This window comes from Novipirellula rosea (assembly GCF_039541335.1).
In the GTDB taxonomy this organism is placed as follows: Bacteria; Planctomycetota; Planctomycetia; order Pirellulales; family Pirellulaceae; genus Novipirellula; species Novipirellula rosea.
In genome coordinates, this window is the sequence record NZ_BAABGA010000099.1 from 96,769 (window position 1) to 121,225 (window position 24,457).

General features: G+C 52.1%; 18 protein-coding genes. 6 read left to right on the forward strand and 12 right to left on the reverse strand.

Features of this window, described 5'->3' with window-relative positions; all coding sequences use genetic code 11:
• Positions 1 to 2: 2 nt before the first annotated feature.
• Both ABD971_RS29870 and asnB read right to left on the reverse strand, forming a co-directional pair.
• Positions 3 to 1,517 carry a circularly permuted type 2 ATP-grasp protein gene (locus tag ABD971_RS29870; RefSeq protein WP_345327358.1) on the reverse strand — a complete coding sequence of 505 codons (1,515 nt, stop codon included), beginning with the start codon at positions 1,515 to 1,517 and terminating at the stop codon, positions 3 to 5.
• Positions 1,518 to 1,747: 230 nt separating this feature from the next.
• Positions 1,748 to 3,655, reverse strand: a complete 1,908-nt coding sequence (gene asnB / locus ABD971_RS29875; RefSeq protein ID WP_345327374.1) for an asparagine synthase (glutamine-hydrolyzing) — start codon at positions 3,653 to 3,655, stop codon at positions 1,748 to 1,750.
• A gap of 571 nt (positions 3,656 to 4,226) precedes the next feature.
• Here asnB and ABD971_RS29880 point away from each other — a divergent pair.
• Together ABD971_RS29880 and ABD971_RS29885 are read left to right on the forward strand one after the other, a co-directional pair.
• On the forward strand, positions 4,227 to 4,988 hold the full coding sequence (locus ABD971_RS29880) for a hypothetical protein (protein ID WP_345327359.1): 762 nt from the start codon (positions 4,227 to 4,229) through the stop codon (positions 4,986 to 4,988).
• Between the two features lie 233 nt (positions 4,989 to 5,221).
• Positions 5,222 to 5,989: a hypothetical protein gene (locus ABD971_RS29885; RefSeq protein WP_345327360.1), complete on the forward strand. Its 768-nt coding sequence runs from the start codon at positions 5,222 to 5,224 to the stop codon at positions 5,987 to 5,989.
• A 537-nt stretch (positions 5,990 to 6,526) separates the two neighbouring features.
• Here the strand turns inward: ABD971_RS29885 and ABD971_RS29890 are convergent.
• From ABD971_RS29890 to ABD971_RS36135, 3 genes are all read right to left on the reverse strand, one after another.
• The gene (locus ABD971_RS29890) at positions 6,527 to 7,201 is read right to left on the reverse strand and encodes a response regulator transcription factor (RefSeq protein ID WP_345327361.1); all 675 of its coding nucleotides are present in this window, start codon (positions 7,199 to 7,201) and stop codon (positions 6,527 to 6,529) included.
• 100 nt (positions 7,202 to 7,301) lie between these two features.
• The gene (locus ABD971_RS29895; RefSeq protein WP_345327362.1) at positions 7,302 to 10,976 is read right to left on the reverse strand and encodes a CheR family methyltransferase; all 3,675 of its coding nucleotides are present in this window, start codon (positions 10,974 to 10,976) and stop codon (positions 7,302 to 7,304) included.
• Entirely contained in the window at positions 10,897 to 11,223 is a 327-nt protein-coding gene (locus ABD971_RS36135) for a chemotaxis protein CheB (protein ID WP_425571393.1), read from the reverse strand. The genes ABD971_RS29895 and ABD971_RS36135 overlap by 80 nt, the downstream gene beginning before the upstream one ends.
• Positions 11,224 to 11,970: 747 nt before the next feature.
• Between ABD971_RS36135 and ABD971_RS29900 the strand changes: the two genes are divergently transcribed.
• A complete protein-coding gene (locus ABD971_RS29900) occupies positions 11,971 to 13,152 on the forward strand; it encodes a hybrid sensor histidine kinase/response regulator (protein ID WP_345327363.1) in 1,182 nt (393 codons plus the stop codon).
• 1,109 nt (positions 13,153 to 14,261) lie between these two features.
• On the opposite strand, the gene ABD971_RS29905 is transcribed toward ABD971_RS29900, so the two are convergent.
• Complete coding sequence (locus tag ABD971_RS29905; RefSeq protein WP_345327364.1) at positions 14,262 to 15,515, reverse strand: PDZ domain-containing protein; 1,254 nt, start codon at positions 15,513 to 15,515, stop codon at positions 14,262 to 14,264.
• 970 nt (positions 15,516 to 16,485) lie between these two features.
• Entirely contained in the window at positions 16,486 to 17,355 is an 870-nt protein-coding gene (locus ABD971_RS29910) for a formate/nitrite transporter family protein (RefSeq protein WP_345327365.1), read from the reverse strand.
• Between the two features lie 423 nt (positions 17,356 to 17,778).
• Between ABD971_RS29910 and ABD971_RS29915 the strand changes: the two genes are divergently transcribed.
• The 3 genes from ABD971_RS29915 to ABD971_RS29925 are packed head-to-tail and all read left to right on the forward strand — an operon-like array spanning position 17,779 to position 19,428.
• On the forward strand, positions 17,779 to 18,441 hold the full coding sequence (locus tag ABD971_RS29915; RefSeq protein ID WP_345327366.1) for a ferredoxin reductase domain-containing protein: 663 nt from the start codon (positions 17,779 to 17,781) through the stop codon (positions 18,439 to 18,441).
• Between the two features lie 30 nt (positions 18,442 to 18,471).
• A complete protein-coding gene (locus tag ABD971_RS29920; RefSeq protein ID WP_345327367.1) occupies positions 18,472 to 19,041 on the forward strand; it encodes a type 1 glutamine amidotransferase domain-containing protein in 570 nt (189 codons plus the stop codon).
• Positions 19,042 to 19,077: 36 nt separating this feature from the next.
• Positions 19,078 to 19,428: a hypothetical protein gene (locus ABD971_RS29925; RefSeq protein ID WP_345327368.1), complete on the forward strand. Its 351-nt coding sequence runs from the start codon at positions 19,078 to 19,080 to the stop codon at positions 19,426 to 19,428.
• On the opposite strand, the gene ABD971_RS29930 is transcribed toward ABD971_RS29925, so the two are convergent.
• The 5 genes from ABD971_RS29930 to ABD971_RS29950 form a co-directional block, all read right to left on the reverse strand.
• A complete protein-coding gene (locus ABD971_RS29930; RefSeq protein ID WP_345327369.1) occupies positions 19,425 to 20,291 on the reverse strand; it encodes a transaldolase family protein in 867 nt (288 codons plus the stop codon). The two genes, ABD971_RS29925 and ABD971_RS29930, sit on opposite strands and share 4 nt — an antisense overlap.
• Positions 20,263 to 20,706, reverse strand: coding sequence for a beta/alpha barrel domain-containing protein (locus tag ABD971_RS29935; RefSeq protein ID WP_345327370.1), 444 nt, complete (start codon positions 20,704 to 20,706; stop codon positions 20,263 to 20,265). Before ABD971_RS29935 ends, ABD971_RS29930 begins: the two co-directional genes overlap by 29 nt.
• A gap of 913 nt (positions 20,707 to 21,619) precedes the next feature.
• Positions 21,620 to 22,171 (reverse strand): hypothetical protein, encoded by a 552-nt coding sequence (locus ABD971_RS29940; RefSeq protein ID WP_345327371.1) that lies wholly within the window; start codon positions 22,169 to 22,171, stop codon positions 21,620 to 21,622.
• A 455-nt stretch (positions 22,172 to 22,626) separates the two neighbouring features.
• Positions 22,627 to 23,685 carry a hypothetical protein gene (locus ABD971_RS29945; RefSeq protein ID WP_345327372.1) on the reverse strand — a complete coding sequence of 353 codons (1,059 nt, stop codon included), beginning with the start codon at positions 23,683 to 23,685 and terminating at the stop codon, positions 22,627 to 22,629.
• Positions 23,686 to 23,906: 221 nt separating this feature from the next.
• Positions 23,907 to 24,335, reverse strand: coding sequence for a hypothetical protein (locus tag ABD971_RS29950; RefSeq protein WP_345327373.1), 429 nt, complete (start codon positions 24,333 to 24,335; stop codon positions 23,907 to 23,909).
• Positions 24,336 to 24,457: the final 122 nt, after the last annotated feature.

Sequence of the window (24,457 nt, forward strand, 5' to 3'; positions counted from 1 at the left end):
CGCTAACTGAGTTCATCGATCGCAACGGATTGCCCTGGATCGGCAACGACCCACGTGTCTTTGCTGCCGCCGCCCTGCGACGAATTCACAACCAGCGACCCTTTCCGCAGTGCCACGCGAGTCAATCCGCCGGGCATCACCCACACGTCATCTTCGCTATTGCAAAGAATGTAGGGCCGCAAATCGACATGTCGCCCCTCGATATTGCCATCGGCAAGCGTGGGCATTCGAGACAGTTGCAGTGTTGGTTGGGCAACAAAATTACGTGGGTTTTCGCGGATTTTCTCCGCAAACTCGGCCCGCTCTTTCTTGGTCGCATGAGGCCCAATCAAGATCCCGTAGCCACCCGATTCGTTGGCGGCTTTGACAACCAACTCGTCCAAATGAGCAAGCACGTATTTGCGGTCTTCGGCTCGCGAGCAGACATAGGTGGGCACATTGGCGAGAATCGCTTCCTCGTTCAGATAGTAGCGAATCATATCGGGGACAAACGCATAGATCACCTTGTCGTCGGCGATCCCGGTTCCCGGTGCGTTCGCCAAAGCGACGTTGCCGGCACGATAAGCACTCATCAACCCTTTCACGCCAAGCATCGAATCGGCGCGGAACACGTCGGGATCGAGGAAGATATCGTCGACACGTCGGTACAACACATCGACTTGCTGCAGCCCATCGGTGGTCCGCATGTAGACGATGTCTTTTTCCACCACCAAGTCGCGGCCTTCGACAAGCTCGACTCCCATTTGCTGGGCCAAGTACGAATGCTCGTAATAGGCGCTATTAAAAACACCGGGCGTTAACACCGCCACCGTGGGATCATTGATATCCTCGCGTGCCATGCCTCGCAACATCTGATACAAGCGAGCCGGATAATCACGCACCGGCCGGACGCGTGACGCACTGAAAACTTGCGGAAAGTTCTTTTTCATCACGTGCCGATTTTGCAACACGTAGGAAACGCCCGAGGGGCAACGCAGATTATCTTCGAGTACGTAAACCGCGCCGGTATTGTCACGGACAAGGTCGGTTCCGGTGACATGACACCAAACATTGCGAGGCGGCTTTAAGCCAACACATTGTGGCAAAAACGTCGATGCCGAATCGATCAAGTCACGCGGGATGACGCCATCCTTGACGATTTGCTGCTCGTTATAGATGTCACCGAGAAACAGATTCAAAGCTTTAATGCGTTGCTTCAGCCCCGCTTCAATATGATGCCACAGCATCGTCGAAACGATTCGCGGCACGATATCAAAAGGCATGATCTTTTCCGTCCCCGCCGCATCGCTGTAGACCGTAAACGTGATTCCCATTTGATAGAGGGCACGTTCGATCGCCTTCTGCCGACGTAACAATTCTTCGGCGGGCAACCTGTTGATCCGGTCGATCAACAACTCCGCGTCCGGCCGGGCGACCGTTTTGTCGTCGACTAATTCATCGAAAAACCCGTCGGTTTGATAGCCCAACAATTTGGGTGGGGCGATCGACTGAGTCTGGCTTTGAGATTGTGAGGCCATTTGAAAAGCAACGGTTTCCTGAAGAGGGAGCTCTAGTGTCAGTCCGATTCATGATCGACGCACTCGTTGAATCCGCATCTTACCAGTTCCGCCGTTCTGGTTCTAACAATTCTATAGCGAATGATCCGAGATGATAGTGACCTTAAACGATTTCGATTGCTACGCAGTCCCACCAAACCTTTGCTATATCGTTAACGGTGGACAGCGACAGCTTGGCGATTCCCCAGCGATCAAGTCCAGCGCCGTAACCACTTTTCAAGGATCAGCAAATTCCACAATCGGTAACCGTGATTCTGTTCGTTTTGTTCGTGGGATCGCACCAATTCGGCAACACGGTCGCGACGCAAAAACGGCTGGATCTTTGCATCCTCGGCCAACAACGTTTCGTGAACCATCGGCTTCAATTCGTCGCGGAACCAATTCGCAATCGGAATCCCGAAGCCCATCTTTTTTCGCGTGAAAATCGATGGCGGAATCATTGATCCAAACGTGTCCTGCAAAATCAATTTGCCTCGACCACCCCGGAATTTATATCGCACCGGAAGCGTTGCAGCAAATTCCACCACGCGGTAATCCAACAACGGCTGACGCACTTCCAACGCGTTGCCCATCGACGCAATGTCAACTTTGGTGCACAAATCACACGGCAAATAAGTCAACACATCGCTCGCCGAAGCGCGGCTCACCACGTCGCGACCTTTGGAACGAGCCCAGGCGGCATCAAGAAAATCAAAAGGGTCGTCTCCCGGCAAACGCTCAACAAAGTCGTCGCTGTACAACGACGCGCGAAGCGATTCGGGAAAGATTTGCAGCCAATTTAAATAGCGACGTGCCGTCGGTTGCCCCAGCGCCTCGAGAAACCGCTTGGCTCGCCGCACGACCGACCGACGCTTCTCGGAATCTGGCAACCGCTGGACCAAGCCGATCCCTGGAACCTGATGCAGCGGAAACATCTTTTGCAGTTTATTGCTGAGCCATAACGCACGGTACCGCTCGTAACCGGCAAACAACTCGTCGCCGCCGTCACCCGACAAAGCGACCGTCACCTGTTTGCGTGTCAATTCGGACAAATACCAAGTCGGAACCGCCGACGAATCGCCGAATGGCTCGTCGTAGTGCCAGACAAGTTTGTCGATCACATCGACACCGTGCGGCATCACTTCAAAGCGCTGATGGTCGGTCCCAAGATGCTTGGCCACTTGGGCGGCGTAGGCGGTTTCGTCGAAATCCGCGACGGGGAATCCGATACTAAACGTTTTGATCGGTTGATCCGAAAGCGATTGTGCGATCGCCGTGATCAACGACGAATCGATACCGCCTGACAAAAACGATCCAAGCGGTACATCACTCTGCATTCGCAACCGGACCGAATCGGTCAACAGCTCTCGCAACCGGTCGCACGCGTCGCCGTGTGAGATCGGAATTTCGATCGAGGGGTCATAGTTCCAATAACGCTCGACGCGAACCTGCCCGTTTTCAAAGACCGCAAAATGTCCCGGCGGCAACTTCCGCACGCCCTTCCAAATCGTTCCCGGAGGCGGGATGTATTGATAGGTCAAAAATTCGTCGATCGCCGCGGGATCAATCTCGTTGCAAACGCCTCCGGCGGCAACGAGGCACTTCAGCTCGCTGCCAAAAACCAGCCGGTTATCTTTGAGTGCATAATAGAGCGGCTTTTGCCCGATCCGGTCGCGTGCGAGCACTAGCCGATTTCGCTTGGCGTCCCAGATTGCGATCGCAAACATACCGTTGAGCTGCGAAAAACAATCGGTACCGACGTCCTCGTACAGATGCAAAACCGGCTCGCCATCGCCATGCGTGGCAAAGGTGTGCCCGGTTCCTTCGAGCCGACGGCGAAGCGTTTTGAAATTGAAGATCTCGCCGTTAAAGACCATGCGGACGCTGCCGTCCTCGTTGGCCATCGGCTGGCGAGCCCCCTCGAGATCGATGATGCTCAGCCGGCGAAACCCCAGCCCAACGCCGACCGCATTGCCGTAAGCATCGTGGTGGTGAGTGTCCATCCACGTTTGCGAATCATCGGGCCCGCGATGCGCTATCGAATCGGTCATTTTGTTCAGCAGCGACGCATCGACCGCAGCCCTCGCGTCCAACCAAACCGCCCCGGTAATCCCACACATCGAGTTGTCGTTTCCTAGTAGTTTGAAAAATGTGGGATAGGCTTCCAGCATGGATGAAGCTGGCACATTTCAAGACTCGATTTGCCGAAATCCCTTGGGTTTCGCTTAGTTTTTGGAGATCGGAAAAGGCATCAAATTTGGTTCGTTTTGGGTTAGTTTCTGGCAATTAACTACATTTTGCTACATCTGTGTCGTTTCAGGAAGTGGAGCGGAGTTGGTCGTGGCGATGTTGACAGGCCGAGTCACTTAGGTCAACGGCTCAATTTCTCGATATTGATTAGCACTAGACGATGCGTTTATTGCGCCGCCACATTTGTTGCATTCAAGAGCGTGTTGGCGACGACACCCTCAATTCCTGCTTGGCAGAGTATTTCTCGCCTCAGCCGCTGTGGCCCGAGTCCTCCGCTTTAGAGCCACTTGCCGCCAGTCGGTAAGTGGCTATTTTTATTGGTATTCGCGTCGTTTATGCGACTTTCTCGGGCGGTCAATTTTGTCTCGAAAATGCGATGTTCCGATAAGAAGCCTGTCAGGGACCCTGATGTACCGATAAGACTGGCAGGAGTGGTGCCAAATGGTCACGCGAGCGCGTCGTCAATGGAAACCCGACAGCCGGGGATACTACACCCGTCAGATAGGCTGGAAGCTAAGTAAATCCGGCATCCGGCAGCAGCACAAATTCATCTTAGGTACCGACCTCCGCCAGGCTGAGATTCGCGAGGTCAAGCTTCGGGAAATCTGGACTTTAATCGCGAGCCGCTCGCGCGAACCGGCCCCACTCTGGTGCGAAACCGAATTAGAAGTGGCCCGAGCCACCGCTAAAGGGGCAAGTGAGTTTGTCCTGCCCCGCAACGGTGGTGAGACGCCGACAAACTACGCGAAGCGACTGCAGAGGCTCCAAATGCGTTTCACGGTCATTCTCGTTCTACCAGAGGATCGACGCGTCTATCGAATCGGAGAGGAAAATCTGACGAGATTGGAAGCAATCAACGACGATGGCCAGCTTGCGTCCGTCCACACGCGACTAGAAAACGTGGATCCCGCAAAAATCTTGGCGATGCAAGAGTCTGAGCGGGTGCTTGTTGCTGCGGGAGTGCCGCTTACCTCTCCCAAGCCGGACGTCGTTCCCGACAAACCGTTTGTTGGCGAAGAATTGCCCGACAGCGATGCGCGTCACTTGTCTCGCTCCGAAGTGACATCGTGCGTGGAGCCAGCAGACGCAATTGCGATCGAAGGAATGCTGCACCAAGCAATGAAGAAATATCAAGAGTACCTCGAGCGCGAGTTCCACCGCCCAGAGTCAAACAAATTTCCCCCGGGGGTAAAACTCAGGTGAAGCAGGTGGAAACCCTGATTCAGCATCACGGGGACCGCCCGATCAGTGAGCTCGATTCTTCCGAAATCAACGAACTAATCGGGTACTGGCGTCGACGCCCCTGCAAGCTCAGAACAACGACTCCGATGACGGCGAAAAGCTGCAAAAACTATTTGAGCGCACTCACTCGCTTTTTAAAATGGCTGGACTCCAGTTCGCGATTCGAGTGGTCAAAACCCATTGCTTTCGGCGACATGGACACGCGAATCAGACGTCTTGCTGTCGACCATGCACGAAAGAGCTTGGAGCAGGTAGATACGTTCTCACTTGATGAACTGAAACTGCTGATGCGGTATGGACATCCGTTTGATCGGCTCTTGCTTTTGATGGGGCTCAATTGCGGCTTCGGTCGTGCAGAGATCGCATCAACACTGGTAGGCGAAGTGCACTTGTTCTCGGCCCACTCACCCCGGCACCAGGAAATTCTGGACTTCAATTCGACCGCGGAGGATTCCTTCATCAAGCGGGTCCGTCGCAAGAGCGGCGTTTATGGAGAGCACATTCTCTTCCCATTGACCGTCCAGGCCATCCAGTGGGCGATGAAGCATCGCAGAACATTCCCCGGCTACGGCCCTCATGCGGTGCTAGTAGTCAACAGGGCGGGCACCGCTCTCGATAAGTCCACCAAAGCCGGCAACACAAACCAAATGATCCCGAATCACTTCGATCGGTTGATCAAACGCATTCGAGCCGATGGCGACGACATTCGGTCATTGTCGTTTGGAAAGCTCCGTAAGACTGGCAGTCAGCTCATCAAGCGTTCTTCTGACGGGGAGATCATGGGAGTGTTCGATTGCCATGGGCAACCCGTCAAGACTGACGCTCTGACCGACGCGTACAGCAATCGTCCATTTGGTCGCGTGTTCACCGCGATTCGCAATGTCCAAGAATACCTGCAGCCCGTGTTTGCTGAAGCGGGTAACGACCCTTTCCCCACGCGGGACGCAGCATCGAGCCAGTGACCATCGCGGCCATCTCTGGACGCGAGTGCATTCATAGAGCCTTCCGGCGACGAACGCACCAAAATACTTCTCGTGGATAGGCCAGGGGTGATGCGAGCCGCTCGGATATCTGTCGGTTCAGTGAAAAAGAAAATCCGCGAGGCGGCAGGGACTGAGATCATAATTAGAGTTCCGCGGTTCGCGAGCTAGGTTCACCCTCCCAATCACAGCCGCGTTTCCATTTGCGGAGGTGAGTCTCATTAATGAGAAGCCTTCCAGGTCATAAGCTGTAAACAACAGCAATCGTCCGCTGCGATACTGCGACGAACCTTGCTGTATTTCACCATGGCTGTAGGGTGAGTATCAATAGTGGCAGTCGTGCTGCAAACCTAGTCCGTTTTGGAGGGTTTTTTGCACACCATTTGATTTTCAAGGGGCACTCAGGCCACTCGAATTGAGGTGGACTTGGGGGATCCTGGGCAATTAGGTACATCTTGCTACACGCAGATTCCGAAAATCGATGGCTCGAATTGTAATTCTGAACATCCGTTCTATATGTCAAAAACCGCGACCGAGCACCCACTGGGTTGCACGCTGGACCAATTGGGTAGCGTTTTCGATTCCTAGTTTTTGCTTGATGTTCTCTTTGTGGCGTTCGATGGTCTTGGCACTCAAGTACATGGCGTCCGCGATTTGCCGCGTGCATTGGCCCTTGCCAACATGCTCCAATACTTGCAACTCGCGATTGGTCAAGGAGTCGATACCGACTGGCGCGAGGGTCCGATGGTTGCCCACACGGCCGCGGATCAACGTCTTGGTGACCTCCTCACTGAAAAAGAAGTTGCCTCGCAAAATGGCTTGGATTCCGTCGATTAGTTTCTCAGGTGCTCTTCGCTTGTTGATGAAACCAAGTGCGCCAGCAGCCAAAACGCGGTGCGCGTATAGGTTTTCGTCATGTGCGGAAATGACAAGTATTTTAATCTCGGGATTGATTGACATAGCCGACTTGATCAGGTCCAACCCGTCTCCTTCATCCAGCGAAAGATCAATGATGGCGAGATCTGGTTGCTGTTCACGGAGCATCTGCAAGCCTTCCTGTTCAGTGGAAGCCATTCCACAGACCTCAAGTGTTGGTTCTTGATTGATCAACTGGGCGTAACCAAACCGCACAATGCCGTGATCATCGACCACGGCGATACGAGCCGGTTTACCGGAAGTGCTAGTAGTCGTCATCGTCGATTCGCCCTTTCATTTAATCGGCTGCCAGATTGTCGTTCGATCGCTCCGCCGATCGAATGATTTTCTACGAGCCGGCGGAGCGGTTCGGCGTCTGTCAACGCATGGCAGATACTGGGATGTTTAGCAAAACACTTGTTCCGTGCGCCCGTGATGATTCAATTTCAATTCTGCCGCCGACGGATTCGGCTCGAAATTGCATGATACGTAGCCCGTTGGTCTTTGCTTTGCGATGGTGGGTGTCAAATCCCTTTCCGTCGTCATGCACGATTAACCGAAACGTGTCACCGATGCCGACTTTCATTTCGATTTTATCAGCATCCGCGTGCTTGACTGCGTTGTGAATCGCTTCGCGGGCAATGTGAAATATCAAATCGGCGGTGGCGTCATTGCGTATCAACGATTCATCAATACCTTCGTCGACGACTTCGCAGCAAACGTCAAACCGTTCACTTGTCGTCGCTGCGAGGCCGCGTAGGGCGGGAATCAGATCGTCCGCGTGAACCGGATCGGGAAGCAAACCGCTGGACAGGTGGCGAACGTCGTCCTGAGTTTGATTCAAGATTTCAATCAGATGGTTCATGCTTTCGATCTCCGTCTGCATCGCTTCCGGAAGTGAGTGTTTGAGTGACTGAGCGATCAAGGCGCCTCCGGTCAGTTGCTGAGCGATGCCATCATGTAACTCACGGCCAATTCGACGTTGCTCTGCGTCGGCAATGCTGGCGACGATGCTTTGCAGACGACTGCGGCCGATCGCGTGACCGAGCTGGATTCCGATGTCAGGAATGATTTCCAAAAACCGCTGCTGTGGTTCGATTTTTCGATCGGAGAAGATCTCCATCACGGCGACGACTTCCGTTCCAATCGTGATCGGAAACGCGGTTGCGGCGTGTAGTGGCAATCCGCTGATCATGCGACGCAAAGCATCCGGCTGGTCGCAGATGTCATTAACCCATTCGGGCCGCCCCGATTGCATCACTCGGCCAACAAGACCATCTCCTTTGGAAAGTCGTAATCTGGCAGACATGCGTTGGAATTCGTGGAATGCCTCATCACTGGCCGAATTGGCTATAGCCACAGTTCCGCCTGCCGCAGTTTCATGACCGGCAACCGACGCAGGCACGCCTTGGTTGATACTTTGTAAATGATCAGGCCTTTGATTGATGCACCAAATGCCGGAGCTTTCTAATTGCGGATCGTCTGGTGTACTGTCATTGGCGAGCTGCCACACATGGCCGACGAACCAACCATTGAATTCGGTGATTTTGGCAAGGGATGAACGCAGAGTTTCCTCAATCGAGGTGGCTTCGTTCGCCAGCCGCGTGACGTGTTGCAGAATTCCAAGCAGTTCCGTCCGCTCACGAGCTTGGCTCTCCAAATTCTTCGTTAACTCACGCAATCGTTCCTCACTGGCCTGGAGTTGTCGTTCTCGCTGCCGCTGCAACGTAATATCCACCATCGTGATCACTATACCGCCGATGCGATGCTCATCCGTACGGTAGGGAACGATTCGCCGGACAAAAGAACGTCCGTCCGTGCAATCCATTTCATGCTGCGCCGGGATCAAGTCCTTTAAAACTCGCTCACATGCCTCATGCAAATCATTGGTCACAAAATCGTGTTGTAAGTCTCGCAGCGGTCGGTCAATGTCCGATATTCGGATGCGGATGGTCTGCTGAGACGCGGGTGTGAACCAACGAATTTGAAGGCTCGTATCCAAGCAGACAGTGGCCATATCCGTGGCTGAGATCAAATTCTCTAAGTCGGCGTGCTTGATCTCCAGTTCCTCGACTTTGGAACCAAGCTGGAGATTGACGGTTGATAATTCTTCGTTTAGCGATTGCAGTTCCTCTTTGCTGGTTTCCAGCTCTTCGTTTGTACTCTGAAGTTCTTTATTGATACTCATCACTTCTTCGTTGCTGGCTTTGAACTCTTCTTTGGAAGCTTCAAACTGCTCAATCGTGATTTGCAAATCATCCTTGGTCGCTAAAAGTTCCTCTTCCAATTGACGGATAATCGAATCTTCGTCGACATCTATCCCGTCGAAGCCGTCAGACACCGACGAGCTTTGAATGTTGGTTTCTAAAGTGGGTTGATCGCTGCTTAGCGCATTGGCTGGCCAGTTTCCTGCCGAAGGGGGACTTTCTAACTCTTCGAAAACAATGAGCGCGAATGCTTCCTGGTGCTTGCGATCGGTCACATAGCGAACTTCGACACGAACGGGATAGTACGTACCGTCTCTGTGCATGCGGCATTGAACACTAACGCTGGACTTTTCTTCCAATGCTTTGTGAACCGCACCACGCAGTTTGTTTCGCAAGCCTGCACGAACCTTGCTGAGCAAATCTTCGTTGGGAACGCCGGGCTTATACAAAATGTACGGATTGACGTCGCCACTGATGTAAAGTATCCGCCAGTGACGATCCACGAGTATGGCACGAGGTGCCATCATGTCGATTAGTATTTCTTGAGCCAGATGCGAAACCTGATGATCACGTCGTGGCAATGCTAGTTCCGCGAAATCGCTAGCTCGCGGGATCGAGCCCGATGTCGCCGGGAAATCCAAGCGGTCGTGACGTGGCGGCCCAATGCTGCGGTAGATCCGCCATCGTTTATTTAGCGTCTCAAACAAATCGTCTTGCCTCCCGATCGTCTCGGCCGTTCCCAGCATCAGGTATCCCTGTTGTCGCAAGGCGAAGTGAAACAGTCCGATCAACTTCTGCTGCGTGTCCGGATTCAGGTAAATTAGAACGTTGCGGCAGAGGATCAAATCGAGATGTGAAAACGGCGGATCGGCGAGAAGGTTTTGCTCAGCGAAGTCAATGGTTTCCCGCAACGGCTTTTTGACTTGAAAGTGAAGATTGCCATCTTCCAATTTGAAGAATCGCTGAATCCGCTCAGCCGAGACATCGGCCACGATGCTGACCGGATACCTTCCGGCGCGAGCTTCGTCAATCGCTCGTTTGCCGATATCAGACGCGAAGACTTGCAACCGATTTGATTTCTTCTGCTGGCTGATCTCTTCCAGTATCAACATCGCGATTGTATAGGCTTCCTCACCGGTCGCACAGCCAGCTACCCAAACGCGTACGGCTTCTTCTGCCGACTTCTTTTCAACGAGATCTGGAATCACTTGGCTGGCCAACGCGCTCCACGCTTCGGGATCTCGAAAAAAGTCGGTGACGCTCATTAGCAGGTCGCTCGCCAGCGATTTGATTTCAGCGGGGGTCACTTTCAGATAAGCAAGATAGTCCTCAATTTCGTCAATGTGATGCAAGCACATACGTCGGCGCGTGCGGCGCAGCAGCGTGGCATCTTTGTAGTTTCGGAAGTCGCGATGTCCACTTTTTCGCAACAGCGTGACGATCGCGTCGAGCCCAAAGGGTGATGGTTGTTCATCATCACTTGAGGCAACGTTTTGGACGCTAACATCCGATTTGTCGTCGCCGAACCTTACGCCCAAACACCTTTTGTCGGCTTCGGATTCTGGACTGGCTGCATCGTTGCAGATGTAGTCATGTTTGGCAAAACGGATCAGCGCTTCAGGAATGGCCTCGGGAGCAAGCACTTGATCGACTACGCCCGACCGAATCGCCTGCTCGGGCATACCGCCATGTTCGGCGGTGCCAACTTCTTGAACCAGAATCAGTCCGCCAGCTTCCTTGATCGCCTTGACACCGAGCGCCCCATCGCTACCAGTGCCGGATAGGATCACGCCTACGGCTCGCTGACGCTGATCCTTGGCCAATGCTCGGAAAAAAAAAGTCAACACTCACGGGAGGAAGTCGCGGGCCCTTCATCTGCGTCAGTTGCAATTTACCACTGACGATGCTCAGGAATTTGCCCGGTGGGATGACGTACACATGATCTGGCTCAACGACTGGCTGATCATCAACCTGCCTGACTTCCATTTTTGTGTACCGAGCCAGTAGCTCAGGAGCAAGACTGGGTTTGTCCGGTGCCAAGTGCTGAATGATGACCAGGGCGACGCCCGGAGCGTCTGGCATCGCTTGGAGCATTCGCCGTATCGCATCAAATCCACCAGCGGATGAACCGACACCAACAATAGGAAAATGCGTCGGTGACGAGGTTGGTCTAGAGTCTTGTCTCGTCACGCGAGCCCCGACGTGAAAGAAGGAATGTTGTTAGGATCGAATCATTCTACGAAAGTATTATAAAGTTGATTAGCTGACAGACGATATTACGCCGTTCTTCACCCGTTTCGTTTCGCTGCCCGCCCGGCTTGGTTCATTCGCGAGTTCATTGGACTGCAATTGCCAGATTACCGATATTCGATGGCAACTCGGTTGAGTAACGCGAGATGCTTCCGTCATGACTTCTGATGAATTGCGAACGCTGGAGCGTTGCCAAGACCGTGTTACCGCGTTGAGTGGGGAGTTTCCCCATTTCGCACCCTCAGTTCAATCGTTTAGCATGACAAATTGGTGTGTGCGAGTCTCCTTCTTCGCGGATACCCGGTGCATGTCGGCACTGCACGAATCGCCTGTCCCGTGAGTTCGGCTTTTGTGCCCCAAAAGCCGGCTCGCGTGGACTGGCCTTCTGGGGGATTTCCCCATTTGATTGTGGGTCGAATTGGGCTGTTGCAATTCTAATTGCGCCCTGACAATTAATGCTGACCATTTCAGTGCAGGAGGCGATTATTGAGGTTCGTCAAGGATTGATTACCAAATTCACGCAAGACAGGAAAAAGGCACGTCACGTTCGACTCGAGCGTGCGCCATGACTTTTTCAATGGACGAGAAACCGTGGCGAACAACGACACGACGCTTTCTGAATTTCCCTCCCAAGTTTTCCCTGACGATCACAGACAGAAACCGAATGCAATTGACCAATTGCATCGCGTTACGGCCATCCTCGCACATGAGTTGAGAAACCCGCTCAGCGTACTACAAGCGGGGATTGACTTGATGGACGACGATGCCAATGACGAACACTCATTGAAAAAACTCTTCCAAACGCAAGTCCAGCAGATGACACGATTGGTCGAGGACTTGTTGGATTTGTCGCGGAGCGCTGATGGCAGAGTACGAGTGAAACGGCGGCCCATCGACCTGCTGCCTAGATTAAACGACGCGATCAAAAGTGTGGAGCAAGTCGTTGCCCAGCGGAATCAACGCATCACAATCAATGTCACAAGTGAACCGCTGTGGCTTAATGGAGATCCGCAACGAATCGTGCAGATCTTCACGAACTTGCTCTCCAATGCGTCGAAGTATAGCGAGCAAGGGACCGAGATTGTCGTATCGGTCGCGCGCGTCGAAAATGACACCATCGAAATTCGAGTTTGTGATCACGGCATTGGCATCGACGCAGAAGATTTGGCGATTGTCTTTGATTTCTTTTCGCAAGTGAAGACGTCAGATTCTTTGGCTCATTCCGATGGAGGACTGGGGATCGGATTGGGATTAGTCCGCACTCTGGTCCAAATGCATGGTGGTTCCGCGTGGGCGACCAGTGAGGGAATCGGCAAGGGAAGCGAGTTTGTGGTGAGGCTTCCGAGTTGTGAACCACAGTTGTCGGATCAAGGTCGCGACCAATCAGTCGAACCGCTGGTGCCCGCACGAATCTTGATCGTCGACGACCAGCGCAGTAACGTATACATGCTGAATGCTCTACTTGAGAAACTGGGTGGACACGAACTGCGATCTGCTTCCGACGGAGCAACCGCGCTATCAGTGTTAGCGGAATTCATTCCGGAGATCGTTTTGCTCGATCTCGGTTTGCCAGGAATGAGCGGGCTGGAATTGGCTAAGGAGATTCGCCAGCTTGAGCACTGTCGGCACTCGCTACTGGTTGCCTTGACTGGATACGACGATGATCAATTACGAGCGGAAGCCACAGCGGCGGGCGTTGACTTGTATCACCTCAAGCCCGTTTCGATGGATCTGCTGCAACAAATACTCAGGCGTCGACGAATCGAGCGTTGATACTAGCAGTGAACCGGTCGTTGCGTGGAATTGTAGATCCGCAGCAAATCGCACTCCTTATGATTCGGTCATCGCGGTAATGGGGAATTTTCCCCGTCGATTTCTGGGGCTTTTGCGTCGTCAAAAGGCCCGTTGTTTTCAGTCGACGATGAGGAGCTTCGTTGCCCGCGTGCTGGGATCAGCCTAACGCCACGATGGCAATCCCCAATCCCAAGTAAGAAGCATGATTCGATGCCTACGCACAACCCTGGAAATACTTTCCAATTGGTAACCATCACGTCACTCAAAATTCTCCTTGGAACACTTTCCCTGTCATCGCCTGCCTCGGTCCAAGAACAGTCTCTAAATTGAGAACAGGAGAGAAATGACAAGCAACCTAACTAATGCGAAATCCACCGCTGTGGATGATGAACACGCCGAAGACGAATCCGCAGAATTTTGTGTCATCGTCGGCTCGTGTCGTGGCGAGGGAGTGTGAGTGCTGGATATGGTGTGGGGTAGTCAGTCGGAATCCTATTAATACTGATTGGTCTTTCGATCGGCGGTTGCCTAGCCCAGGCGTTTTTTTGCACCCTTGGGACTACTCATGATAGCTCCAGAACTGCCGTCGCAGCTACTTTGGATTGGACGAAATCAACGGTGCGCCGTTTTGGTCATCGAGTTGCAGCATGTTTCAGGATGAAGGATCCGTAAGCAATGCACGCTTACTTGCTACAATCTGCTGTTTCGTTACAGCGTTTACTTGACGGGCATGAGGGTCGACCCGTAGAAGTCGCTGGTCCTAATTAGTGAGGACGAATTTGTATTCATCACCAACTTTGACGTTTTCGACATCTGCGTACCAATCCGTTGACCTCTCATTGCTCGACGTGGGCATCCGCTTGCCCATTCGTTAAGCGATCCGACAACCGCAATCGATCGGCGTACGGTGCCCAAACTCGAAACGCCACGCCTTTTTTATGTGGGACTGCTCCCATGCCTCGTCGGATTCCAACCGCTGCTGTCATTGCTCACATTCGGCTCAGTGCAGTCTCGCTTTCCGATGTAGAAGAAGGAGCGGAAATGCCCGACTGAATCGCACGATTCAGCCGGGCACACAGCTTGATCGTCTAGCGAATGTCTCGCCGACGATTCTCGTTATCAGCGTCAGCATTATTGCCGTTACGGTCATCGTTGTTATCGTAACGATTCTGCTGCGAAGACCTATCGCGGTCGCGACTGGAAGAGTAATTGTCGTTGCGATCACGATTGCCGTTTTCAAGCCGACTGACTTGCTGACGGAGCAGTTGCAACTCTTGACGAATCCCCGCCAGAACTTGCGTCAGAGATTCATTGGAACCCGTCATTGGGCTGTTACTGAACTGCGTCATGTTGCCTTGGCGGATTGGGGTCGAATTGTCATATCCATCGAATCCGCTGTTGTAGGGCCCATTGTTGCCGACCGTGCGGCGATCGACCATGGCGCGTTGAATTGTCTCCGCTCTCGATGTCAGTTGGATATCAAGTTCCTCTTCTTCGCCATCGGCCATGATGGTCAGGTCAACGGATTGGTTAGGATCGAGTTGATGAATGCGGCGGACAACGTCGCCGGCGTTGGACACAGTTTGTCCTTCTACCTTCAGAATACGGTCACCCGTCTTCAGGCCAGCTCGATGCGCGGGACTATTGGTGTATACGCTGGCGATCCGCACTCCTGCTCCTCGGCCATAAAAGTTTGAGTCCAACGTCACACCGAGGGATGCTTGATCGTCAGAGTAATTATCGTCGTTCTGTCGATTATTTCGCTTGTCACGACTATCGCGGGCCCGCTGATCACGGTTGGATTGGTCATTCGAGTCAGCAAAATTCTGCGAATCCTTATCGCGATTTGCATCGGACCGGATTTGGTCAGTTCGATTGTTTTGACCTGACTGATTTTGGATGCGATCAGCGCGATCCAGCGTCAATGTGACTTGGCGATTGCGGTTGTCGCGCCGGACTCGCACGTTCACATCGGCTTGAGATGATTGTCGTTGTTGTTGCATCATCTGCTTCTGCAATTGATCGGGAGTATCAATACTTTGCCCATCAACAGAGACGACGAAGTCTCCTTTCTCCAATCCAGCTTTGTCGGCGGGGCTATTGGGTTCAATGTCGACGATCTTCAGCCCTTGTTGATTGCCATTCGCTTTTTCAACCGTCAACCCACAAATCGAGCATTTTTGCGAATCTGTGGCTCGATCCTGGTAACTCGCCTGTGAAGTTCGGTCCGAATTGCGATCGGACCGGTTGCGGTTGTTGTCTTGAGCTGACGTGACGCCAGCTGTACTCAGGGTCAGTGCGGTTGCCAAGACGGGGGCAACCAAGAATCGTTTCATCTTCATCTGATTCTCCAAACATCTAAAGGCCATTTACTGATTTGGCAGCAAACACTACTGCCACCTGGGGGCAAGACGACTTCGGTCGTAATCCGTGTTCCATTGAATGAGGATTTCGACAGGTATTTTTTCTCTTCTACGAAAATGGGGATTCGTCCCAGTATAAAATCGTGTAACTACAGGGTTGTCGCCGAACTGCTCCGTTGGTTCGTATTTTTAACACCGACCGTCGGAACGGTCGGGTGACGCTTGTATGGCGTCACTTGTGAGGTCACGGCAGGGAATCACTTTTCGCTGAGGTTGTACATAACACCGCGGCATCGAACCATTCATGAGGGGCTGTCGATCGTCATCCACGTTGGCTGAGTCGAGAGTAATGAAGCATCCATGACAGTGAGGGCACTTTATATTGGCACCGAGATACTCGATCCTCACCAATAACCTGCGGCCGCAGGTTTGACAGGACGAGTTGAATTGAACTTGAGTCAACACCTCGACTCCTCGTATAGTACCTCGATATCATTGATGACTTGATGAATACCATCAACACGCCGAATAGTCTCTTGAGCAATCTGCTTCAAGAAAAACGACTGCAAAGTTCCTGACAGTCTCGCCGTAGATCCGTTGACGTGGCATGCTATGCCGGACAGTGAGCGGCGACCGCAATCACGGAGTTGTTGGTGGGCGGTGTCTTCCAAGGGGTTTGAATGTCGCTTTGGTGCCGAGGTTGATCGATGTCGCCGAGACGAGCCTGGGCGATCGAGTGTAGCCAAATTCATTGGGCAAAATCCTTCCGTAGGTCTTGTTGGCAACGCTGCCTCAGTGCTGGACAGCGAGGGATGCGGTTTGGGGAGACTTAGAGACTCGACCCTTCCTCGTTAGTTTCGCGTTTGTTCAATGGTGGACAATCAGTGAAACCCGAATATTGCAATGGGGGTATTTCCCAGCTCTCTGAAGCATGGGACCATGATGATGTTCAGATTGTGGTCACGGGCTGATCGTCGGCACGCGCATGGGTGTGTTTCAGCAAAGCTAGAAAGACCGGGCCTCCAATGGCATTGCCAAGCGTGGTCCAAAGCAGAAAATGTCCGAAATCGCCCCACGTTGTTGCACTAGAACTAAATACGCCAGCGAGAACTTCAACCGTTCCGACAATGCTGTGGTGCAGGTGTCCGATTCCGATCGCCGTCGTGACAAGCCATACGATCACGATTTGGCTGATCGTATCGCGTCCTGCCGCGACCAGCCATGACAATAAACCCATCAACCATCCGGCCAGGATACCGCTTAGCAAAATTGTTTGCGGTGGATGCTCGACTACGTTCTGCGCGATTCCAGTAAAGACTTGGCGATCGATCACTCCAAGCGAGGGACCGATATAAGCGATCAATCCAGCAAACGCCGCTGCGCCGATGATGTTGGCCACATAGACGATCGCCCAAAGACGCAGCAAACCCTTCACGGTCGCCCGTCCGCTCAAGACGGGGAGAACTGCTAAACTTGTTTGCTCAGTAAAGAGTTCCGAGCGCCCCAGAATCACCAGTATGAAGCCGAATGAGTACATGTTTGCGACCAATATCGTCGAAACTGAATGAGACAGATCGTTCTGCACCAGTGTCTGCATCGCAGCCATCAGAAACAAACTGAACCCGATTTCCAATCCTGCTGATAAGCCAGAAAAGAAAAGCCGACCCGATGGACGCTCAAGTGCCGTCAGCGCCTCTTTCAGTTCATGCCGCATGATCTGCTGTGACGCCTTCTTCGGTTCGTCGGCGTTACCTAAATCCGAGTCAAGCGATGAAGTATTTTCCTTTTCGAGCTTCGTTTTGGATGACTTACTACCCATTAATGGCCCTCCGCCGTGTCCGCTCGCACCAACAGAGAAATTACGAGCAAACAGAACCCGGCCGGCCATTGCTCGCATATCATGAGAGCGGCAAGCACAACAGTGATGAACGACCAGATCTTTACAAGCATTAGTTTCTCCACCGACGAATGATTGCCCCAGTTTGAGCGAGCACCGACTTCATTCATTCAATCCGATGTTGGATTCGCAACGTGCAAACAGCATTCCGATTTCTAATCTGGAGGAAATCCCCATTTCCTCATTTAGTTTCGCAAGATTTCGTAAATAGGTACCTTGGGCACGAGATTCGCAAATAAGTTCCAAAGTTACGAACGATGCGGGAGAATCGATATGCAATCCAGAACGAAGCCGAACAACGGCACGGAGGACTGGCGAGAGTTTGGTAAATATCGAAGTCGCGTCATGCATCGTGAACCCCTCGCAAAGAACGTCAATCTCTATGTGATCGAAAAGCCGGACGGTTTCTCATTTCGCCCTGGACAAGCGGTTGAATTGTCGATCGACGAAGAGAAATGGCGAGAGGACAAGCATCCGTTTACCATCACGAGTCTGCCGGACAATCTGCGGCTTGAATTCATCATCAAGTCATACCCCGTAACCAAGAATCCCAGGCATGACGGAATGACGGAGCATCTTGGACGCGATGTTGAAGTCGACGATCGGGTCTTGTTTGGTGACGTCTGGGGTGCGATTGAGAATCGCGGCACCGGAGTCTTTATTGCTGGTGGAGCGGGGATGACGCCGTTTGTCGCGATCTTACGAAAATTGGAACAAGACAAGCGGATCGATGGCAACCGACTGTTCTTTAGCAATCGAACCGAGGCCGAAGTCTTCCTTCACGGCGAGTTCGCGCGATTGCTCGGTCGCAATGCCATCCTTACTCTCACCGGTGAGAAGCATCGCAACTACGAAAGCGGACGGATTGATCGTGCCTGGCTGGAATCACGAGTCGATAATTTCGATCAACCTTTTTATCTCTGCGGTCCACCGAAAATGGTCGAAGAGCTTTCAGGGACGCTAGAGTGGCTCGGTGCCAACGCGGATTCATTAGTTTTTGAGAAATAATTGTCACAACCACCATCAGGAGAATTTACGATGACGAAGAAATTACTCTCCGGTAAGCGGATCGCATTTCTTGCAACCGACGGCTTCGAGCAAGTCGAATTGACCAAGCCATGGGAGGCAATCAAGGCCGTCGGTGCAGAAGTTGTGTTGGTCTCGCCAAAAGACGGAAGCATCCAAGGTATGAACCATGACGAGAAGGCGGATACCTTCAATGTGGATAAGAATGTAGCCAGCGTCTCGGCAGAAGATTTCGATGGCCTTGTGCTGCCTGGTGGTGTTGCCAATCCGGACGCCTTGCGAATGTGTGAGGATTCCGTGAGCTTCGTGCGGGACTTTTTCAAACAACACAAGCCCGTCGCAGCGATTTGTCATGGCCTCTGGACATTGGTGGAAGCGGATGTGGTTCGCGGTCGCCGAGTTACGTCCTGGCCAAGTCTGAAAACGGACTTAAAAAACGCTGGTGCCCAGTGGGTCGACGAGGCTTGTGTCTGCGACGAAGGGCTGGTGACGAGCCGGAAACCTGATGATTTGCCAGCGTTCTGCGACAAGGCCATTGAAGAGTTCGCAGAAGGCAAACACGCGGAACAATCTGCGAGTTAGGGCTCACGCAATCACTCAACTTGGAAGCGAAAGTCCATGTCAAATTACACTCCCAACCCAGCCGCGAAGAAAAAAGCGAGTGCACTCATCAAGTCGCACCAGTACGTCGTTGACAGTGAATGGGGTGACGCTCAACCGAATAGTGACGATGAAAACGAATACTTGGAGGCCCACGGCTGGGACGAGTATTCACAATGGTTTATGGCGATTGATCCAGATGCCAACGAGCAGACGAAAGGCCGGCTCCACTTTCCCTATGGTGACTTCCGCAGATTGCATCGCAGTGGGCTAATCGCGGCAAAGCAACGGGCCGCGCAGAATGGACACGACGAGATTGAATCGCTGGCCGACGAATTGCTTGAAGCGTTCGAGGACGAACGCGACTAGTTGAGGTGTTCGCGTATGCGGTTGTCGAGTTCTACCTGTGACGCTGCAAACGACGCCAACCCCGCCAGCGTCATGAGGCTGTCGATTGCCAAATCACCTCGAACGATCCGCTCCTGCCAGCGGTCGTGTTTAGGGATCTTTCCGACATTGTCGATCGTCTTCAGCTCCTTCGCGGCCATCGCGGGAAATAAGTCTTCGAGATCGTGGTCCGCTGCAATGAGCCGTAACTCGTCTTCGTTGCTTGCCGGTGACAGAATTGCTTTTTGCACAAAGTTTCGCTCCGCTTGACTGACATCCCATAGTTTCTCAATCCGTACCGTGTCGGGTTCGCCATTGATGGCAAGCTTGACGTTGTGTTGCTCGTGGAGCTGCGATCGCCATGGTTTCTCCAACGTTTCTTCGGCTTCGTGGGCGACCTTAGTAGGCATCGTGATGACATCGACGCCAGCCAAATTGGGCAGTTGTGTCGCATCGCGTAGACTCGCGGCAATCCGCCGGGTGTCAGTCGTTGGTAGTCCACGTGTGAACGTTGCAACTTCGGTCTGGCTGGCAAGCGTTGTCTTCTCCCCCGCCATTTCGCCGTCGCCAAGTTGATTATCCGCCACGTACGAATTCAGACGTCCCAAAAACACATTCACAAAAGACGGTCGAGCCAGCGCAGCGGCGACGTAGTTTTGTCGAGCCCTGAAACCGAGCGTGCAATTGACACGGATACCTTCGTCACGCAGTTGCCGAATCGCAATCAAACCGGCAGGAGTCAGCGGTACCTTAACAATGAAGAAATCAGGACAGATCTCGTGACATCGGCGAGCGTAGGCGAGCGTCGCATCGGCATCATTGGCGACGTCGGTATGGAGTTCCACACTGACGCCACATCTGAACCTTTGCGCCAATTTCAAACCATGACAAAGGTTCAAGATAAACAGCGGTCTCGCGAACCTGAAAGTCCTCTGGTAGTTTCTCGACCAACTTGGCTGCTTTGGGAACCAAGTCATCATAGATCCCGTTTTGAACCTCTTTGTTGAGCAATGTATTATTCGTCGTTAGTCCGATAAACTGGGTACTCCATAAACTATCGATGCCGTCGATGTCGCCACTATCCAGCCACAATTCGGTTCCCGTGGCATTGATTCGTCGCCAAAACTCGCTTGCGATCGGCTCGCGTGAAGATTCGTTTGCACCAACTCGATCTCGGATGAAATCCGCGATTCGATTGGACTTCTGCGTATAGGGACCAATTGTTTCAAGAGAAGAATTTGTAGATTGCGTCATTGACATATTCACGTCTCCTGGTGAACCGATTGGTGCTATTCAGCTAATCGTTGCTGCAAAGGCCGCGCCGCTTTCCTTCAGCACGCGAACGTGCCCGCAAGCACGGCGATTCCAACCGTCGAGAAACATTTACTAGTCACCGTATCCTGATCTGATTGCCACGCCAACGGTTCGCTCGTCAAGAAAGAAACCGTTCAACTATCGCTTTAAAGCGGTACTAACTGGTTCACGTGAACATTGCAGAAGCGGAAAGACAAGCGATTGAAAAGAAGACCATTGCTCACTGGCCTTGGAAAGAGGTGACGGTTTCCGCCACGGCCAAACGTCTCGACAATTCCCTAGTCGATTTCGCTGGATGCAAGCAGACCGATTAGTCCGGTCGTGACACGCCGTCGAGAACTCCCACACAGGGCAGCGGCTTATCGCATTTACTTATCCGCTCGGTCAATGTACGGTGCGACAGCGGTGTCCCGAACAAGCAAAGAACAACTCGCCCGCGAAACAGCTGAACGAACACGAGAACGCGAACAGCTACAGGCACAGATTGACTACCTACAAAACGCTTTAGCGAAAGCGCAAGAAGGCCATAATCGCGTCACACTGCTTCTTGAAAATCAATCCGCTGGAACGGCGCACTGGAAAGAAACCCTGGACGCGATGGAGCAACGGATGGCAAACCGAGAAGCCGAGGCCGCGAACCAAATCCGCGAGGTCCGCGACCAAACCAGCAAACAGCTAAAACAATACAAAATGGCGTGCTCGAGGAAAAGAACAAATCGCTCTGGGCTAAGCTTTTCAAATAGTCCTCTATCGCCCGTGTTTAACTCCTGAATGGGGGTAAACCGATTGGCGGTACCAACACCCTCACCAGATCCTTCATAGCACTGTACGGGCTTCCTTGGCCAAAACTCCTCATGTGCTAAACAACAGCACTGTCGGCCAGCAACGTAAGTACGTGTTTTTCAATGACCGCGTCATAGCCCGCTTTGCGAAGATCCCCTGCGTCAGGGTTATTCCGGTACCCAACGGCGTACCGTCTAAAAAGGCCGTCCGATTTCTCGATGGCTTCATCGATCAGTTGCTCCCGATCGGCGGGCGAGAGGGAGAAAAGGAATTTATTTACACGGGCAGTGCAGGCTGCCTTGAGTTTTGCTTCTAGATCACGTTTTTTCTTATCGGCTGCAGCACGCTTTTCTTTCAGCGCATCGCGTTCTTTTTGAACAGCTAAGATGCGTTTCGTCTCTGCTTCACGCTCTGACTTAGGTTTGAAGTTTTTCGGCGGATCGTAACGATCTACAATCGCTTTGCGTAAATATCCACCGGTCTTCGTCGGCCGCATTTCATCGGGAGTTTCTAGCTTCCATTCCAGCACTTCGATTTGAAGTCGAATGTCATCGTTGCTAATTGCGGGGTTCTCGACCAGTTGTCTCGCTGTAGCCGCGGTGACACCAAAATCAGTCAGCGATTTCACCAGTTGACGCGTTTCGACGCGTTCGGTTTTATTGCCAAAAAGTGGCAGGTTTCCGATCGTCTCGCGGGATCGTCGTTGAAAATGAACTTGATAAACGCCATGACTGACTTTTGCATAAGCGTCTCGTAATGGTCAAAGCAAAGCACATCTCTGTGTTCGTTTTGAAATTCTTCGATCTCGTTCAGGACATCGAAAAACGCTGTGGAGGTTGGAATCGATGACTCATCGGAACTCCGACGGCGATAATTTTGATTTTCGGCATTGCTGTTCCTTTCGTTGAAATTGACCTGTTTGCCCCGCACCCGGCAGGTCCATTTCCGTAAGGGAATTCAGCTTCAAAAAAAGCGGCCAACCTTTCGGCGATCGGTTTAGCTATGCAATAGAATGTTCGGCCAAAATCCTAGAATCGTGAAATCACGCTGGATTGCCTCGCAGAGATGACCAGACGAAATTGGTCATTTGGTGTTTGCATCAAGACGCCGCGAGAACGATTGGAATGACTCAGACCAATCGATTACAAACGCTTCTGCGAATGGTTCTCGCCAGTCATCGTCCTCGGGTTTTGGGAACATTGTTCTGTCAGACTGCTTCCACTGAAAGAAAAAAATTGTCTCAGTAAAGTCGTCACCAGAATACGAGTCCACTCTTGAGATACGTTTGGGAACCCACCCTTTAATTGATTTCCCATCTTTCTGCTTTGACTCGATCTGATCCCAGCTTGTACGAGAAGACATCTGTGATCGGAAGTCATTATTTGATTGGCCACGATCATCTGCCTCATTTTCGTTTTTTGCCAACCCGTATTCCCAATCTACACGCGCCGGCATATTTCCTTGTTTCGGATCGAACAAAAGCGAAATTTTCCATCGCATTGGTGAATCTGAAGTGAGCGACCATACTCCCAATACGCCGCCATCTTGTCGTTTTGCACTCATCAGCTCACATCGACTTAGAAATCGCTCGGCGAATGCCTTCCCGTCCTTCGAACGTAAATAAGCAGCGGTATCAACGAACGGCAGAAAATAAGGATCGAGTTTTGGCATTGATCGACGCGTAACCGACTTGTCCTCTTCCGTATCATCTTTCTCAGATCGATTCATCCCTCGGATAGTACCGGTCATCGTTCGGCGATAAAAACGTTGTCCATCGGTCTCCAATGTCTGCTCCCATAGCGGCGGAGGGGAAAAACCGTTTTTATATTCCTGCCGACACATGGCGGAAAGTCTGGAGTTTTTATTTCCTTCTCCAGTTTGGTAAGCCTCAAGTGCCCAGATTTCTACCTCTCGCACCTCAGAGATCGATTTCCTGAGACTAGTCGCAAACCCCCGACCTATGAAGGCGGCATTCCCCGAGAGGTTAGTACGTCCAGCGATGTAAGCCACCAAATAATCCTCTGCGAGGCCATCAACGTCGTCAAGTAGCCCATCTCCACTCACGCGAGAAGGGCAAGCCAGTGTCGCCAAACACACAATAGCCAAACTGCAGATGGACTTACAAATCGCTTGATAAATCATTTCGTCTCCAGATCCTGCCAAATGCGAAGAGTGACAATAGGTTGACTCGAAACACGTTCGTTAATAACCAGCTACCAATGCAAGTGTTCGGTAGAACTAGCGATTTTCCTGTCGTCTTCGGGGGCATTGGATTGAGCTTATCGGGCTAGCAATCTCCCTTTTACGCGCAATGCAAAATCGTTAGCAATCACGCGTAGGAAAAGCCTTCCTACCTCCATAACTCAAGGCAGAGGAAAACACGGATCATCGGTATCCAAAAAGTAGATCAGGTATTCATCCAGCGTTTCAGTCGTAAGGTCAGCGGCACAGGCGCGGCCAGTGGACGACTCGCTATCCGGTACGCATATACAATCCGCATCATAAGTACAAAGAACATAGTACTCATCCCACGCGTGATAACCGGTGTCCTCATTTGGCTCGTAGATCACTTCATCCCAAGTGGTGGTGGTGTCGTACTGTATCTGTATATTAACACCGCTCTTACACACGCCCGAAACCGGAAAGCATTCTCCAGTGCAATACACATCCTCTTGAGTTGACGGCCAGCAGTTATCCGTATACCCCGTAAAAGAATAGCAGCTTTGCGCAATAGCTTCCCCCGAGAAAAAAGAGGAACTCGCCGCAACAAAAATCAACAAAATAGCACGCATCCCAATTCTCCCATAACAGTAAAAACCAACACACAAGTTTCTCTACAGATGTTGAATTAATGTAAGCGTTCGGCAGGACTAGCGGCTTTTCAGCTTTCTACGGCGGGCGCGGCGGGCTTTAG